The sequence below is a fragment of the Megamonas funiformis genome, assembly GCF_010669225.1.
Classification (GTDB): domain Bacteria; phylum Bacillota; class Negativicutes; order Selenomonadales; family Selenomonadaceae; genus Megamonas; species Megamonas funiformis.
The window spans coordinates 2,035,713-2,053,057 of sequence record NZ_CP048627.1; the positions used below are offsets into that span (position 1 = coordinate 2,035,713).

Genomic DNA, 17,345 nt, shown 5'->3' on the forward strand with positions numbered 1-17,345 from the left:
TTTACTGCAACAAGGCTTCATCTATAATTGTACCATATTTGCCAAGCCACCAAGAAATAGCTCTTACACCATTGATATAATTTTCTAAAACAGTTCTATCTGGCAAGGCTTCACGATTAAAATATTGTGGTTTTTCTACTAAATCATCAGTATTGCCGATAGCATCAGCAGTTATCCAAAAAGCATAACTTTGACCTAATTTATTTTCACTCAAAGATTTCCCCACACTATAATAAGTAAAACCTTCTGGAGCTATTAAATCTATCACTGTTGGCATAATATCTATTTGACTTCCTGCCATATCTTCTGGCAATAAATCTTTTTGTATGCCTTTTCCTGTGATGATAAGTGGCACGCTATAGCGTTCATACATTGTAGGTACTTTATCGATATTATATCTATCAGCATGGTCGCCCACAAAAATAAATAAACTATCTGGATATTTTGCTTTGACTTTATTGATGAAATCACTTGCCATCTTATCTGCATACCAAAAATGACCAAGCTCTTTGATTAATTCTTGATTATTTTTTTCTTTATCAGGCAAACCTTCAATCACTTTACTAACATCAAAACCTTCTTTTTCTAAGTCAATATTAAATGGTGAATGATTTGATGTATTTAAAATCACTGAAAAAGTCATTTTATTATCATCAATCTGTTTAAAAATAGCATCATATAAATATTCATCATCAGCGCCCCATACGCTACCTGTAGCATTAGGGTCAATATTGCCTCTACTATAAAAATTATCAAAGCCTTGTGCTAATGTAAATTCTTGAATATTTTCCCATGTAGCAGGACCAGCATACCAAAAACTTGTTTCATAGCCTAAATTTTTCATCTGTGGTGCTGTTGCCGTGATATAAGGATTTGCTAATGCTTCTGGCATAGTTGTCAAATATAAATTAGAATTTGCCATGCCTGTAACCATAGTCATTAAAGCACCTACTGTACTTGAGCCACTAGGCAACATATGCGAAGTATAAATCGTATCATCTTCAGCGATTATTTTTTTCATATTATCAGCAATATGCAAATTGCTATATTTATCTAATAATGGCCAGTTCGCATAGCTTTCTGATACAATCACAAAAATATGTTTTGGTTTTTCTATCTTAGCCCCTGTTGCTTCTTTAGCTAGATATATACTTAAATCATTTCCGCCATCTTTATTTGTTAAAGATTTTGCTAAATCTCTCACATTTTGCGCTGAAAAACTAAGTCCATTACAAGCTTCCATACGCATTTGATTTGCATATGCTCGATAAATAGCTTGATAATCATCTAAAATAGACTCATTTAAAAATGTATCATTTGTAATTCCTGCATTTTCCCAATTCACACCAGATTTCCAGCTCCAGCCACCGCCATATAAAGATAATGTACCTAAGACATATATGCACATGAGCAAGGAAACCGTTTTTATTTTCTCTGGTAATATTTGCCATCTTTTAACTTTAAAACTATAAACTAAAAATTTATTAAAAGCATAATTCAAGATAGCAACTAAAGCAATTATTAATAGCAATTTCAATGGCAACTGAAATTCTTCCACCAAAGAAATAAATAATGCATATAAATCTTCATGCATTGCTGTAAATAACATTTGATTGAAACCGCTATGGAATTGTTGATAAAAAGGAAATCTAGCTACAAATAATAATGTGGTTATAAACAAAATCACAAATGAACAAATATAGCGAAAATATTTTAATCTATGCCATATAGTTTCAGCGATAAAACCAATGAGCATACATAATGTAAGTCCGCCTGCTGTTTGCAAACTTAATTTTGCCCCACTATAAATTGCTGTAAGAATTAAATTATGTCCACTACCTGCACTGAGATATTCACTCATCCCCCAAATAAAAATCAAACGATAGACACATAATAATAACCAAAAAAAGATAAAGGTTTTTATTATTTTTGTTAAATTTTTATTTAAACCTAACAAAATTTTATTTAGCAATATAATCCTTCTTTCTCGCTTTACCAAAATCACTAAAATTTACAAGAAACTTACTATACTGCTTTATTATACAAAAAAATTTTTCACTTATAAATACACTATTAACTAAAACCTTACAAAATTTATAAAATAAGCAAAAAGACTTCCTATAGCCATTTATTCATTAAATAAACCATAGGAAGCCCTAATTTATAAAAATGATAAAATCTGAGCTATCTTTTTACAATAATTAGTCTAAGATAACTGCTTTTGTAGCTGTAGCTTGTCCAGGCATGCTCATTGCTACAAAATCATACCATACTAAAACTTTATCACCTTGTTTTAATTCTTTAGCATCATCTTCTACATTTTCAGGAATTGTAACGAACATATCTTCATTAGTATTTAAAAATTTAACGCCATTTTTTACTTTATCCACTTTGCTAACATGCATATAGATACCATCATGCTGACCATCACCCATTACAAGTGCATATGCTCTGCTTTGTGGTGGGAGGCTACGAGTGGAAATAGAGCTATAATATGCTGTTAATTCATCGCCTACATGTAAACGATTGAGGTCTACATCCTCACCATTTTTACCATTTAAAATTTCAGTATCCCAACGCACGATTAAAGCCACTGTATTATCAGAATTTGTATCTTTTATAGTAATCATGTCATCATTAATAGATACAATCTGACCATGCATACTTACCACATTATCTACTGCTTTGTTTGCAGCAGCAGCAAATGCAGCTGTAGAAGCAAAAGCTAAACATAACACCATCATCAATAAAATTCTAAATTTCTTCATTGTAAATTCAACCTCCATTGAATATATTCATTAACCTTATATTATCATCTTTAATGAACATATTCAATAAGAAATCTATTAGAAATAAATTAAAAGATTATTAAAATAAAAAGAGATTTATTACCTTTGCTCTATATAAACAAATTCATAAATCTCTTTTTATTATATTCTATTCATGTAATTCCAATGGCAGTCCATCAGGGTCTTTAAAAAATGTCATTTTTTTCTGCGTAAAATCGTCCCATCTAATTGGTTCACATTCAATGCCCAATTTTTCTAATTCTGCTACAGTCTTTTCTATACATTCCACTTTAAAAGCTAAATGTCTAAGTCCACAAGCTTCCGGATTATTTACACGTTTTGGTGCATCTGCTTTACCAAAAATCTCCAATTCACAACTACCTAATTTTAAATCTAGCTTATAATCATTTCTATCTTCTCTATGATGTTCTCTAATCACTTCAAAACCCAATAAATCTACATAAAAATGACGAGATTTCGCATAATCAGATACGATAATTGCCACATGATGAATTACTTCTAAATTCATGATTTACACCTCTAATCTTTCTTTTTAAATAAATATGTCATATAAATAAATATTACCCAAATAGGTAAAACTATTATAGAAATCAACATATCTGGTATTTGTGTCATAATCACTACTACTGCAATTAAGAACAAGATACAGAAATAATTTGTATATGGATAAAATAAAGATTTAAATTTAAGTTCATCTAAACGATTTTCACGAGTAAATTTCAATCTAAATTTCATATGTGTAATAGTGATAATAAACCAGCTGATGATTAAGCCAGCTACTACAATAGATAATAAATACATAAATAATTCTTTAGGGAAATAATATGTCATTATTACAAGAATTATACCAATAACTGCTGATACTAAAATCCCTACCATTGGAATACCAGTACGAGATAAGGAAGCGAAAATTTTTGGTGCATTTCCTTCTTTTGCTAAACCATAAAGCATACGAGATGTACCATATAAAATACCATTATATGCAGATAATGCTGCTACTAATACAACAAAGTTTAAAATATTAGCTGCTGCTGGAATACCAATATTAGAGAAAATCTGTACAAATGGACTGCCTTGAAGACCAACTTGATCCCATGAAGAAAGACTCATCAATACTACCATAGTACCGATATAGAAAATTAAAATACGAATTAAAATTTGATTTATAGCTTTTGGTAAAGTTTTTTCTGGATTTTCAGCTTCTCCTGCTGTTATCCCAATTAAATCTACACCACCAAAAGAGAACATAACTACTACTAAAGAAGCCGCAAAGCCCCAAGCACCGTTAGGAAAAAATCCACCATTTACCCATAAATTACTGAAATTTTGAGGGAATGGTCCCATTGTTGTAAAAATTAAATACAAACCGAAAACAATCATACAGCAAATAGCTGTTATTTTAATAAATGATGCCCAATATTCTGATTCACCATAAAAACTTACATTGATTAAATTAACAGTTATAATTACTAAAATACAAATTAAAATAGTGAGCCATTGTGGAAAATCAGGTAACCAGAAATTGACATATGTTGCTGTTGCGGATAATTCAGCCATACCAGCTATCATATATAAAAACCAATAATTCCAACCTGCTAAATAACCTGCAAATCTATGCCAATATTTATCAGCAAAATAACTGAAAGAACCAGATACTGGTTCTCTAACAGACATTTCACCCAACATTCTCATGACAAAGAAAATAAAAATCCCTGCTAATAAATAAGATAAAATAATACCAGGCCCTACTAATTTGATTGTTGGTGCAGAACCATAAAATAAACCTGTACCAACAGAAGCCCCTAAAGCAATCATTTGCATATGACGACTTTTTAAGCCCCTCTTCATTTTGTGTTCATTATTATCCATATCTATCCACCTTTTTTAATAAAATCTAAAAACATAAATAATATATTATCATTTACCTTATCAACTTTACAATAAACAAATAAAAAATCCCTATAAATAATAAAATAATATGTATAAAAATTACAGACAAAAAGCACTAACTATCAAAAATCAATAGTTAATGCTTTTCATCTTAATTCATACCTTATTATACTTTTGCTCTCAATTTATATGTTATATAAATAAATGCTACCCAAACTACTAATGCCCCTAAAGATATTCTCATGTCTTCCATAAAGAACATAATCACTACAATAGCAGCTAAGAAAATAAAACAAAAATAATTAATATACGGGAATAAAAATGCTTTAAAATGAAGTTCATCCAAACGATTTTCCTGTATGAATTTCATTCTAAATTTCATATGAGTTATAGCTATAGTTGCCCATGTGATAACAAGTGCTGCAACTACAGTTGATAATAAATACATGAAAACTTTTTCAGGTAAAATATAAGTCAAAATTACAAGCAATAAAGAAATTGCTGTAGATACCAAAATACCTACCATTGGTATACCACGACGAGATAAAGAAGCAAACATCTTAGGTGCATTTCCATTTTGCGCCAAATTGTGCAAAATACGAGATGTACTATATAAACTACTATTGTATACAGAAAGTGCTGCTACAATTACTACGAAGTTTAAAATATTAGCTGCCGCTGGAACACCGATATTAGAGAAAATCTGTACAAATGGGCTAGCATTTAAACCAACTTCATCCCATGGAGCAAGTGTCATCAATACTACCATAGTACCAATGTAGAAAATTAAGATACGAAGCAATACTTCATTTATAGCTCTTGGTAAAGTTTTTTCTGGATTTTCAGCTTCTCCTGCTGCAATACCGATTAATTCTACACCGCCAAAAGAAAACATAACTACAGCTAAAGACTGTGCAAATCCCCAAGCACCATTAGGGAAAAAGCCACCATTATTCCATAAATTACTAAAATTATCAGGAAATGGTCCCATTGTTGTAAATATCAAATAAAAACCAAATACAATCATACAGCAGATAGCTAAAATTTTAATAAATGATGCCCAAAATTCTGCTTCACCAAAAGTTTTTACATTGATTAAATTTACAGTTGTTACTACTACAATACAGACTAAAACTGTTATCCAATGAGGTACATCAGGAAACCAATAATTTACATAAATAGCAATTGCAGATAATTCCGCAAAGCAAACTAATAAATATAAAAACCAATAATTCCAACCTGCTAAATAACCTGCAAAAGGACCTAAATATTTATTCGCAAAATAAACAAATGAACCAGAAACAGGCTCTTTTACAGACATTTCCCCTACCATTCTCATGATACAGAAAATGAAAACACCAGCTAAAGCATAAGATAAAATAATCCCTGGACCTACTAATTTAATTGTTGGTGCAGAACCATAAAACAGCCCCGTACCAATAGAAGTACCAAGTGCAATCATTTGCATATGGCGATTTTTCAGCCCTCGCTTCATTTTATTATTTTCATCACTCATAATAATCCACCTTTAAAATTATTCTTTATACATATGTTCAATACGTGCTACAGCCAATGTACTTACTACATCGCCTGTTACATTGAGTGCAGTATGAATCATATCTATTAAACGGAAGATACCAACTATCATACCCATAATTTCAATAGGAAGCCCCATTGTTGTAAGTAACATTATAGTCAATACAATGCCACTGTTTGGAATACCAGGAGTACCTATGGAAATCAATGTAGTCATAAAGATAAACATCACTTGTTGCATTAAAGAAAGTTCTACACCATATACTTGAGCTACAAATAATACAGTAACAGCATAATATACAGCAATCCCATTCATATTGATAGTTGCACCAATAGGCAAAGTAAATGATGCCAATTCATCTTTTACTTTAAATTTTTCTTCAGTAACACGTAAGCTAACAGGTAAAGTACCAGAACTACTTGTTGTACTAAATGCTACTAACCAAACCTCTGTAATTTTAGTAAAGAAATCTTTCAATGAAATCTTAGCAATGTATTTAATAATAAATACATACATAAATAACACTACAGAAAAAGCACCTATGTAATGAGTTAAAATAAATTTACCTAAAATATTAAAAATAGATAAACCATATTCGCCAACACTACAAGCAACTAAAGCAGTTACCCCAAATGGAGTTACTTGCATTACCATATCTGTGATTTTAAACATAATAATATTGGCTTCATCAATAACTTTTTTAATATTTTTTACTCTATCACCCAAAATAGTTATCGCAATACCAATAAATACCCCAAATACGATAATTTGCATTAAATTACCTGTAGCTAAAGCTGTTATCGGATTATCAGGAACCATGCTCAAAATAGTCTGGCTAACAGTCATTGGCTCAGCAGGTTTTATCACTTCGCCTGTATCTACAATTTGACTTACAGCAAAATCAGCACCTGGCTTCATTATATGTGCCACAATAAGACCAATAATTGCAGAAAGCACTGTAGTTACAATATAAAACCCTACTACCTTTGTTCCTATGCGTTTTAATTTTCCAATATCACCTATACTAGATATTCCACTAATAATAGATAAAAATACAACAGGAACAACAATCATTTTAATGAGTTTTAAAAATAAATCTCCAATAGGTTGTAACCATAAAATATCTTTTTGAAAAATAAGACCTAAGATAATCCCTATCCCAAAACCTAGAAAAACTTTAGCGCTCATACTAAGATTTTTCAAATTATCACACCCTTAATTTATAAAATAATACGCTTTCCATTATATCATACAATCCATAAAAAATTTACATATTTACATTATTTTTAAGAAAAAAGATAAAAATTTTATACATTTTATCCATAATAAACCTTATTATTTACAAAATGCTCTATGATTAATAGCTAAAAATAAAAAGCTTGATAAAATCTTATCTATATTTTCTAAGATTTCATCAAGCTTTCCTATATTACTTATTTTATTATTTATCTTAAATTATTTATTCCAATAATCTTTATGAACTTCTACTACTTCATTTTCCACTTCTGGGAATGGACCTTCTACTTTTATATCTTTTTGACCTCTAGCGAATACTTCTCTACATGGTAAATCAAAAGTAGGATTTTGTTCATCATCACCAGTTAATTCCAAAAGGCGTTTTTCACTAATACCATAAACTACTTTACCTACATTACCCCAATATATAGCACCTGCACACATTGCACAAGGTTCAGCAGTAGAATAAAGAGTGCAATTCCATAAGAAATCTTTACTGTATTTTTTAGAAGCTTTTATCATTAAGCTAGTTTCAGCATGACCACTACAATTATATTCTGTGATTTCAATATTTTCTTGTTCTAATAAAATATTGCCTTCACCGTCTACTAAGATAGCACCAAATGGAGTATTTCCATGTTCACGAGATTTTTTTGATACTTCAATTGCTTTTCTTAAATAAAATAAATGATCCATAATTTTACCTCACAAATTACTTATAATTAATATTTCTTTTGTCTAATTAATTGATAATGAATAAATTTTGTATCTACATATTCATTAGCATAAAAGACAGGTTCATCATTATTATCAAAATTGATAATATCGCAATTTAAAAAGCTTGTTATTTGTTCACATTTAAAATAATCAGTCAAAGAAGATAATTCCTGATTTGTTATTGTAGATAATTCTACTTTGTCCCAAATAATTGTACGCTTTAAAAATTCGCTAAAATATTTATATATAGACATATCTAAGCAGTTTTGCAAAAAATTCTCTTTAACTATTTTTACAGGAATTCTATCAACACAATAAATAGCTGGCATCTCATTAGCATAAAACATTCGCTCAACAATAAAAACTTCCTCATTATTATCTAACTGTAATTTCTTAGCTTCATCATCTGTAGCTAAACGCTTATTAGTAGATAACACTTCTGTTTTTACCTCATAACCACTATTAGCAATTACATCACGTAAATCTCCAATAGGATTAAATACTACATTCATGCCCAAAGCTTGTTGATTAACGAATGTTCCTTTTCCCTGTTTACGAAAAATAATACCTTCACTAGCAAGCTCATTTAATGCACTTCTTACAGTAATTCTACTAACACCTAATTCTTGAGCCAATAATTCTTCTCTAGGGAGCTTGTTTGATATAGATAAATCCATTGATTGTATATACTGTAAAATAGATTGTTTTGTCAATTGACTCAATGCTTGTTCTTTTACTTTACAAAATTTCATTTACAATTCCTCTACTAATTAACTAATTTTGTTTTAATTATATGACTGAAAAAATCAAGCTGTCAATTTATCTCTACCAGATATATCCATATTTTATTTTGTTTTAAAAATTTCACTATAATTAAATAAAGTATTCAAAATAATAGCTGTAACAGTGCCTGTAAAAATACCATTTTCTAGAAGCATTTTCAAAATTTCTGGCATTTCATTAAAAAGCCCTGGTGTAACAGTTGTTCCTAAACCAATACCAATACTACAAGCTACAATAATAATATTCTCATTCTTTTTAAAATCTACACTAGATAAGATTTTAATACCATTTGCACCAATTGTACCAAATAGACATATCATAGCTCCTCCTAATACTGGATGAGGAATTAATGTAGTGAGCATCGCAAATTTAGGAACAAGACCTAAGATAACTAAAATAATTGCTGCAGCTACTAATACAAATCTATTTCTTACGCCTGTAACAGTCATAAGTCCTGCATTTTCAGAAAAGGTAACATATGGGAAAGAATTGAATAATCCGCCTAAAAATTGAGCACAACCTTCAGCTCGAATACCATTTGCTATATCTTTTGGCGTTATTTTCACTTCACAAATATCAGCAATCATGTAAAAAATCCCCACAGATTCAGCTACACTAATAACTAAAAAGATAGACATTACAACTACACTGTTGAATGTGAATTCTGGAGCACCAAAATGCAATGGATGAATAAGCTTAAACCAATCTGCATCATTTAGATGAGATAAATCTACCATACCAAAAAAACTAGCAAATATTGTACCTAAAATTAAGCCTACTAAAATAGCTATAGATTTTGCAAAACCTTTGCAAAAACGATTTATCAACAAAATAATTATCAATACAAAAATAGCAACTAAATAATTTATTGGATCACCAAAATTTTCTGCTCCAATTCCACCTGCCATATCTTGTAAAGCCAAAGGAACTAGTGAAAAACCAATGATAGTTACTAAAGACCCTATTACTATTGGTGGAAAGAATTTAATAATCTTATTAATAAAAAATGAACACGCAAAAACTAATACACTAGATAATAAAATTGCACCATATAAAACTGTCATTCCACCAGTTTTACCGATAGAAATCATAGGACCTAAAGTTATTACTGCACATCCCAATACTACTGGTAATTTGATTCCAATAAATCGACCAATACCAAAGGATTGTAAAAAAGTAGCAATACCACAAGTAAATAAATCTGCCGAAATCAAAAAAGCTAAATCTAAATTAGATAATTGCAAAGCATTAGCTAAAATTATTGGCACAATTACTGCCGCTGAATACATTACTAATACATGTTGAAACCCTAATATTGTTAATTTACTTACAGGAATTTTTTCATTAATATAGTCTTTTTTCCCAATTTGTTCCATAATCAACCCTCTTTCTTAAAAGGTAATACCTATTACCTTTATTATTATACATAAAAAATAAAAAAAAGCAAATAAAAAAAGGAAATTAAATTAAAAAATTTAATTTCCTCTTTTACTTTCTTCTTTACAATATTTAATTTTTATTTATTATCTTTTTAGGATGTTTCCAATATAACTTTTCACAACGAGGTGAACAAAAAATAGTTCGCCTATCATGCTTATTCACAACTGTTACTAATTCATGACATTTTTTACATCTAAATTGTCTTAGTATAACTCCTGTATTTTCTTCATCATTTATATCTTCTACAATCCTATTTTTGCTATAGTATGTTTCTTTATGATGTTTTTTTCGACAATAATAGGTACAATACACTTGATCTTTTCTTCTAGCTTCGAAAGATTGATGACAAACTGGGCATATCTTATTTAAATGCATTTATTTCTCCATCATTTTTAGAAAACGATTTTTATCTTCTAAAGTTTTTAATGCATTTGTATAAATCTTAAAAATTATTTCATCATCAATCATTTGTAATTGCATACTAGAACCTAAATCACCACAAACTTTACCTTGTGAATCAATTAAATATCTTTGTGGCATACAATAATATCTTCCATCATTAGTAAACATATATAATGTTAATGAAGAAACAGTATCTTTTAAATCTTCACCTTTTCTAAGTTCAGTTAAAAAATCACTTTCTTTGTAGTGTTCTTCAGCAGATACTATTAAATAAAAATGTCCATCTTTTTTTACTGTTTCTATAGTATCTGTATCTATATATACAGTACCAATATTTGTTTCTCCAATCATTTTATTTGATTGTGCTTCTACTGGTTTTGCAGGTTTACTCAAAAAAAATATACCCACACCTATAATAACTACAAAAAAAACTCCTATTATGCCTATATTATCTTTTAGAATGTCCATATTCACTACCTATATTATTTAGAAGCTTCTTCTACTTGTAATGGAGTAAATACATAATCTGTTAATTTTTTGTCTTTATCAAATGCAAGCATAATAGCTACAGCTTGTTCTTTATCAAATGCTGCTACATAAGTTACTCTATCGCCTTGGTCAAATCTTTGAAAATTATAGAACTTAACTTCTTTGACATTACCATATTGTTCTTTGATTTGTTTAGATAAATCTTTGTAAGCTTTTTCATTTACATTTGTTTTTAAGGTATCTGAAAAATCTTTACTAACTACATCATATGCAGGAATTTGATCTTTAGTAAATACTTCCATAAAAGTTTCTGCTACTTTTTGTTCTTTATTTAAATCATTACCATCAGCTGCAAAACATAATCCACTAAAAGCCATCATCATAATTAATGTTACTGTAAATATAACTTTTTTCATATTAAACAACGTCCTTTACTATCACTATTTTTTTATAATAGATAAGCGACAGAATATCTGTCGCTTATCCTCTAGATTTATAACTTATAATTTAACTATTAAGCTGTTTTTTGAGCTTCTCTTTCTGCTAATAATTTAGCATGTCTTTCAGCCTGAGCTTTTACTTTTGCATCTTGAGCTAATTTTTTCATTTCTTCAGCTTTTTCAAGACGTCTTGCTTCTTCATCTTTTGCTTTTTCAGCAGCAGATTTACGACCGAGTTTCCATGTAGCACCGATACCGCCCATTACTTCATCACCAGAAGTGGAAATGCTTGCACTGAGCATGAAGTCTTGATTTGGATAATGGAATACACCAAGAGCAAGACCTGTTTCGCTCTTATACTGACCTACACCAATAGCGATTTCTGTTGGAGCTTCTGGGTCAAATCCCATAGTACGAAGGTTTGCGATAGCTGCAGACATAGCACCTACTTTATCAATGCGATCTTCTACATCACTCATACGATTTTCCAAACTACCTACTCTACCATCTAATTGTTCAATCTGACCATCAATTCTAGAAATTTCATTACGACGAATATCAGCTTCGGCATTTACTGCACCAACAAGATTTGGATTATCTTTATAATTCTGATTGTCTGTAATTTCTTTATCAAGTTTTGATGTATCTCCAACTTTATTATCAACTGCATCTACTTTATCATTTACTTTATTTACTTCTTCATTTGTTGCTAAGTCGCCGATATTTGTGCCACCAATTATAGCATTACCATCTTTATCTGTAGAAATTTGTACTCCATTATATGTTCCACCAGTTACATTACCAGTTGTTCCATCAACTTTAAAGTTATCTCCAACAGATAAATCTCCACCAACTGTTACATCACCAGTTGTTGTAATATTACCGCCATTAATTGTTGTAGAACCACTACCATTTGCAAATGTTGTACCATCAGTAGTTGTAGTAACACTAGTATTTCCTACTTGATCTTTAATTCCTATTGTATTTTTATCATCAATATATCCTACACTACTGCTAGCTGTTGTTGTACCATTGCTAAAGGAAGAATGAACCCCTGTTGCACCACTAACAAAAGTATTAGTAATACCATTAGCATTATATTTAAGATCTAATGTACCATCTGCACCAAGTGATAAATCTCCTCCACCTACAACATTACCATTACCATCTGTAATAGCACCATTCAAATGAATATTATCTACATATAAATCTTTTGTAGTGATTGAAGAACCATTTATTACAGTTTCACCTGTTGTAATAGTTCCACCATTAATAGATGTAAAAGATACATTTTCTCCATTAGCATTTATAAATGTTGCACCATTTTTATCTAATATAAAACTGTTATTTCTAAAACCAAGACTTACACCTGTGTTATCTAAAGTGAAACTAGTTGTTGCTGCATAGCCCAAATCAAAACCATTTGTTCTATCCATATTAAAACGGTAATTACCAGCTTTTGATGTTATGCTTCCATATGGATCTACTACAAAATTACCATTAGCTGTAGAAAAACGACCTGTGTTATATATTTTTGTTTTTCCTTCAATTTGAGTATAATAACCTAATCCATCTTCGTTTTCAGTATTACGATCAATACCTGCTACATCAGTAGCTACTCCTCCTATATCTTTACCATTAACTATAAGATTAGTAGTTTTTATTGTGTCACCTTTTATTGTTGTAGAACCATTTCCTGTACTTGAAAAAGTTGTTCCATTAGCATTTGTTGTTACAGAATTTGTTACATCATCTTTTGTAAAGCTATCTGTTACACCATTATAAGATACTTGGCTTTGTCCTATAGCACCTGTTGTTGCATTTGTAGATTTAATAGTAGTACTACCTGTACCATTTACACTTAAACCACCAGTAGATAAGCTTGCATATTGAGTTTTTACACCATCAACATCTTTGTACAATGTTAATCCATTTGCATTTAAGCCTACATTTTTACCAGATAAAGCTACACCTGCTTCATTAAGAGTCAATGTTGAAGAAGCTGTGTTACTACCACCTCTTATTGTAGCTGTACCAGTATTACCATTTAAGCTTATAGAGGCTTGATTATAAGATGTTGCTTTTCCATCTTCACCATAAATATAGTTTCCATAAGAAGTAATAGATGATGTACCACCATTTACACTAACAGATGTTTTGTCTGTAACATTATTATTAGTATCATATTTTGTAGAGCTAATACCTACTCCAGATGTATTCTGATTAATCGCTGTATCTATTTTTCCTGTAGTAGTTTTTAAAGATGTTGTATTAGAAATGCCACCTGTTCCTACATTTGAATATGCTACTCTAGCTCCATCAGTACCATACACTGCATCTGTTACACCAGTAGCACCTACTGTAGATGTTGTTTTATTTCCAGCTGTATTTTTAGCTGTAATATTTAAGCTTGTACCAGTAACAGCACCTGTAGTACTAATACCACCAGTAGTATTACCATCTTCATCTTTTAATGTTAATCCACTAGTATTTAATGTTGCTGTTTTACCATTAGCATCTTTTAATGTAAATGTACTACCAGATAATGTTGCATTGTTACCAGCAATTGATACATTGTTATTACTATCAACAGCAAATCCATAGTTACCTACTTTCAAGCTTGCACTATTTCCAGCTAAAGTTAAAGTTGATGTACCAACTGTTCCATTTTCATCTTTTTTAGTAGCACTTGCAGATATACCTCTTTTATCTTGATATATACTAGTACTCATTGTATTATTAGTAGATCCATCTATACTTAAATTTGTTGTTGTATTAACAATGCCATTTGTTGTTACACTTGAAGAAGCTACTTGATTGCCTTTTACATTGTATACTGTATCTGTTACACCTGTAGCACTTACTGTAGATGTTGTTTTATTCTTATTACCAGAAATCGCATCTGTTGTATTATTACCTTGTACAGTTGTTGTTACACTTGTAGGTCCTACTACTGTACCAGATGTATATGTTTTATTACCAGCTAATGTTGTATCAATTTTATTAGTAATTCCAGCATATGATGTAGTTGTAGTAGCTGCTATATCCTTTTTCATTGTTGATGTTCCAATATTTACCCAACTAGAATTCTTATCTGTAACATTCATTCCATCATTAGCTATAAGATTTCCAGTATTACTAATACCACCAACTTTAATACCATCAGCATTATTAATGCTTAATCCACTAGCACCTAAGCTTGCTAAAGTTTTTCCATTTGTTGCATCTTTTAATGTAAATGTACTACCAGATAATGTTGCATTATTACCAGATAATGTTACATTTCCTAAAGTATTATCTACTTTCACATAAGCAGTACCTGATGTTAATGTTGCACTATCACCTTTTATCGATAATGAAGATGATGTTTTAGTATTTTCTTCATCATATTTATTAGCTGTTAATGTTATACCAGCAGTATTTACTTGTGATTGTGCTAGTGTTTGATTAGATGCATTTGTTACTGTATCTGTTACACCAGTAGCACCTACTGTAGATGTTGTTGTATTTGTTCCATTTGTTACTGTATCTGTTACACCATTGTAAGATACTTGGCTTTGTCCCATAGCACCTGTTGTTGCATTTGTAGATTTAATACTAGAAGTTCCTGTTCCATTTACAGTTAATCCTGTAGATGTTAAGCTTGCATTTTTACCGCTAAATAATACATTGTTATTACTATCAACAGTAAATCCATAGTTACCTACTTTTAAACTTGCATTATCTCCACCTAAAGTTAAAGTAGATGTTGTTGTAGTTGATGTTTGATTATCAGTAACTATTTTTTTAGCTGTTAATGATACTTTACCATTTTCAATACCATTTGCAGCAGTATTTTTAAATACATTTATAGATGACAATTCTGTTCCACTGTCAGTGTATATTGTATCTTTTATAGAATTAGTTGTTACATTAGATGTAGCTCTAGTAAAACCACCCTGTTTTATAGTATCTGCTACTCCACTAGTTGTTACTTTTGATTCAACATAATTGCCCTCTGGTTTAATAGGATCAGATACTGCTTTTACAGTTAATCCTGTACCAGTAATAGCCCCTGCCTTAGTAATAGTAGCTGTTGCTTTCGTATTAATACCATCATAAATATTCAACCCATTATTATTTAAACTTGCTAATGTAGTACCAGTACCATTTTTTATAGTTAATCCTGTACCAGTAATAGCTCCTGTATTACTAATACTACCCACTACAATTCCCTTAGTATTTTTAACAGACAAACCACTATTATTCACAGCAAGATTACTACTATTTAAAGTAAATGTACCATAAGTAGTTCCATCTGTTGTTGTTTGTTTACCAACATTAATAGCTAAACTTTTATTACCTAAAGTAATTGTAGATTGTTGACTACCTTGTGCTCCAGCTGTAGCTGTGATAGTACTACCATTAGCTGTTACAGATGAATTTTTATCTGTACTTTCTATTTTAGTAGGTGTATCTGCTGCTGATACCACTGTATAACTTCCAAAAATGGAAGAAGCACACATTACTGCTGCTAAAATCTGGGCTTTTTTATTACTTGCCATAAAAATATCCTCCCTCGGTTTAGTAATTATTGCTTCAAAAAATAATAAAATAACTACTATTCATTTATATCCACCATTTAGACGGCTTTGATTTCTGTATAATATCGTCATGATATGTAGCTTCATTATCTTGTTCTTCTGTAAATAGATATTTTATATCCATTTCATTATTAAAAATCTCACTATTTATCTTTATTACTTCTTGGAATGTAAATTCCCCAACATGTTTTAGCTTATTTTCGATAATTTCTTCTGAACAATTTAGCAAATTAGCTAGTATATGTGCTATTTCTTCTGTTTTATAGCCTTTTTTTACAATCTCATTAACTAAATTATTATACATAATACCACCACCTTTCCAAATATGGAAATATTTTAGTTTTATTTTACTTCCATTTATGGAAAAAGTCAAATACCTCAAAGGAAATATTAAAATTTTTAGAAATCTGTCAACTTTACACTAAAATTTATAAATGATATACTATTTCAATAATCCAAAATGGAGGAATAATATATTATGGAATCCTTTAAACCTATATTGGAAAAAATAAAAAAAATAAAACAAGAAAAAGGTTATACTAATGAAGTTTTAGCTCAAAAATCAGGTATTCCCCTCAGTACTTTGAATAAGATTTTATCTTCTGTTATCAAAGATCCCAAAATTGGTACTCTTATAGCTATCACAGATGCTTTAGATGTTGATATAAATTCATTGATTTATGATAATCTAAATATAAAAGATAAACCCAATCCAAAAGCAACTGATAACTTAGAAAAACTAGCTAATGAATATAATCTAAATATAGATGATATATCTTTTATTACAAAATATATCAATTTACCAGCTAAAGATCGTCAACATTTTCTTTCTTTATTAAGATTATTGACTTCAAAAAATATTGACAATTCTCCCGTTTTAACAAAACCAGATCACAAATTAACTATAGAAGAAAAACGTAAAATTGTTGAATATGAATTAGATCTAGAAGAAAAAAACCAAACATTATTAGCTTCCATTTCTTCAAATGGTTCATAAAAATCCATTAAAAAAAGGCAG

The 17,345-nt window shown here is 29.9% G+C and carries 14 protein-coding genes; 1 reads left to right on the forward strand and 13 read right to left on the reverse strand.

What is annotated here, in order from left to right; genetic code table 11:
* Window position 1: 1 nt before the first annotated feature.
* The 13 genes from GXM21_RS10265 to GXM21_RS10330 all read right to left on the reverse strand — a co-directional run bounded on the left by GXM21_RS10265 (window position 2) and on the right by GXM21_RS10330 (window position 16,631).
* A complete protein-coding gene (locus tag GXM21_RS10265; protein ID WP_244263890.1) occupies window positions 2-1,861 on the reverse strand; it encodes an LTA synthase family protein in 1,860 nt (619 codons plus the stop codon).
* 340 nt (window positions 1,862-2,201) lie between these two features.
* Window positions 2,202-2,768: a DUF3221 domain-containing protein gene (locus GXM21_RS10270; protein ID WP_008539829.1), complete on the reverse strand. Its 567-nt coding sequence runs from the start codon at window positions 2,766-2,768 to the stop codon at window positions 2,202-2,204.
* A gap of 169 nt (window positions 2,769-2,937) precedes the next feature.
* Window positions 2,938-3,318, reverse strand: coding sequence for an SMU1112c/YaeR family gloxylase I-like metalloprotein (gloA2, locus tag GXM21_RS10275; RefSeq protein ID WP_008539828.1), 381 nt, complete (start codon window positions 3,316-3,318; stop codon window positions 2,938-2,940).
* A gap of 11 nt (window positions 3,319-3,329) precedes the next feature.
* Window positions 3,330-4,679: an amino acid permease gene (locus tag GXM21_RS10280; RefSeq protein WP_008539827.1), complete on the reverse strand. Its 1,350-nt coding sequence runs from the start codon at window positions 4,677-4,679 to the stop codon at window positions 3,330-3,332.
* A 187-nt stretch (window positions 4,680-4,866) separates the two neighbouring features.
* Window positions 4,867-6,216: an amino acid permease gene (locus GXM21_RS10285; RefSeq protein WP_008539826.1), complete on the reverse strand. Its 1,350-nt coding sequence runs from the start codon at window positions 6,214-6,216 to the stop codon at window positions 4,867-4,869.
* A gap of 18 nt (window positions 6,217-6,234) precedes the next feature.
* Entirely contained in the window at window positions 6,235-7,440 is a 1,206-nt protein-coding gene (locus GXM21_RS10290) for a dicarboxylate/amino acid:cation symporter (RefSeq protein ID WP_008539824.1), read from the reverse strand.
* A gap of 252 nt (window positions 7,441-7,692) precedes the next feature.
* The gene (locus tag GXM21_RS10295; RefSeq protein WP_008539818.1) at window positions 7,693-8,169 is read right to left on the reverse strand and encodes a nucleoside deaminase; all 477 of its coding nucleotides are present in this window, start codon (window positions 8,167-8,169) and stop codon (window positions 7,693-7,695) included.
* A gap of 26 nt (window positions 8,170-8,195) precedes the next feature.
* Window positions 8,196-8,942 (reverse strand): GntR family transcriptional regulator, encoded by a 747-nt coding sequence (locus tag GXM21_RS10300; RefSeq protein ID WP_008539816.1) that lies wholly within the window; start codon window positions 8,940-8,942, stop codon window positions 8,196-8,198.
* 93 nt (window positions 8,943-9,035) lie between these two features.
* Window positions 9,036-10,349 carry a nucleobase:cation symporter-2 family protein gene (locus GXM21_RS10305; protein ID WP_008539815.1) on the reverse strand — a complete coding sequence of 438 codons (1,314 nt, stop codon included), beginning with the start codon at window positions 10,347-10,349 and terminating at the stop codon, window positions 9,036-9,038.
* Window positions 10,350-10,788: 439 nt separating this feature from the next.
* Window positions 10,789-11,208, reverse strand: coding sequence for a hypothetical protein (locus tag GXM21_RS10315; RefSeq protein ID WP_224169225.1), 420 nt, complete (start codon window positions 11,206-11,208; stop codon window positions 10,789-10,791).
* A gap of 89 nt (window positions 11,209-11,297) precedes the next feature.
* Complete coding sequence (locus tag GXM21_RS10320; RefSeq protein ID WP_008539812.1) at window positions 11,298-11,720, reverse strand: DUF3887 domain-containing protein; 423 nt, start codon at window positions 11,718-11,720, stop codon at window positions 11,298-11,300.
* A 98-nt stretch (window positions 11,721-11,818) separates the two neighbouring features.
* A complete protein-coding gene (locus GXM21_RS10325) occupies window positions 11,819-16,288 on the reverse strand; it encodes a YadA-like family protein (RefSeq protein ID WP_008539811.1) in 4,470 nt (1,489 codons plus the stop codon).
* Window positions 16,289-16,352: 64 nt separating this feature from the next.
* On the reverse strand, window positions 16,353-16,631 hold the full coding sequence (locus GXM21_RS10330) for a hypothetical protein (protein ID WP_008539810.1): 279 nt from the start codon (window positions 16,629-16,631) through the stop codon (window positions 16,353-16,355).
* Between the two features lie 174 nt (window positions 16,632-16,805).
* Here GXM21_RS10330 and GXM21_RS10335 point away from each other — a divergent pair, with 174 nt between their 5' ends.
* The gene (locus GXM21_RS10335) at window positions 16,806-17,324 is read left to right on the forward strand and encodes a helix-turn-helix domain-containing protein (RefSeq protein WP_008539809.1); all 519 of its coding nucleotides are present in this window, start codon (window positions 16,806-16,808) and stop codon (window positions 17,322-17,324) included.
* Window positions 17,325-17,345: the final 21 nt, after the last annotated feature.

Excerpts from the sequence above, each read along its gene's own strand:
- GXM21_RS10280 (WP_008539827.1), bottom strand. The coding sequence starts at position 4,679 with ATGGATAATAATGAACACAAAATGAAGAGGGGCTTAAAAAGTCGTCAT.
- GXM21_RS10325 (WP_008539811.1), bottom strand. The coding sequence starts at position 16,288 with ATGGCAAGTAATAAAAAAGCCCAGATTTTAGCAGCAGTAATGTGTGCT.
- GXM21_RS10265 (WP_244263890.1), bottom strand. The coding sequence starts at position 1,861 with ATGAGTGAATATCTCAGTGCAGGTAGTGGACATAATTTAATTCTTACA.
- GXM21_RS10285 (WP_008539826.1), bottom strand. The coding sequence starts at position 6,216 with ATGAGTGATGAAAATAATAAAATGAAGCGAGGGCTGAAAAATCGCCAT.
- GXM21_RS10305 (WP_008539815.1), bottom strand. The coding sequence starts at position 10,349 with ATGGAACAAATTGGGAAAAAAGACTATATTAATGAAAAAATTCCTGTA.
- GXM21_RS10295 (WP_008539818.1), bottom strand. The coding sequence starts at position 8,169 with ATGGATCATTTATTTTATTTAAGAAAAGCAATTGAAGTATCAAAAAAA.
- GXM21_RS10300 (WP_008539816.1), bottom strand. The coding sequence starts at position 8,942 with ATGAAATTTTGTAAAGTAAAAGAACAAGCATTGAGTCAATTGACAAAA.
- gloA2 (WP_008539828.1), bottom strand. The coding sequence starts at position 3,318 with ATGAATTTAGAAGTAATTCATCATGTGGCAATTATCGTATCTGATTAT.
- GXM21_RS10320 (WP_008539812.1), bottom strand. The coding sequence starts at position 11,720 with ATGAAAAAAGTTATATTTACAGTAACATTAATTATGATGATGGCTTTT.
- GXM21_RS10335 (WP_008539809.1), top strand. The coding sequence starts at position 16,806 with ATGGAATCCTTTAAACCTATATTGGAAAAAATAAAAAAAATAAAACAA.
- GXM21_RS10330 (WP_008539810.1), bottom strand. The coding sequence starts at position 16,631 with ATGTATAATAATTTAGTTAATGAGATTGTAAAAAAAGGCTATAAAACA.
- GXM21_RS10270 (WP_008539829.1), bottom strand. The coding sequence starts at position 2,768 with ATGAAGAAATTTAGAATTTTATTGATGATGGTGTTATGTTTAGCTTTT.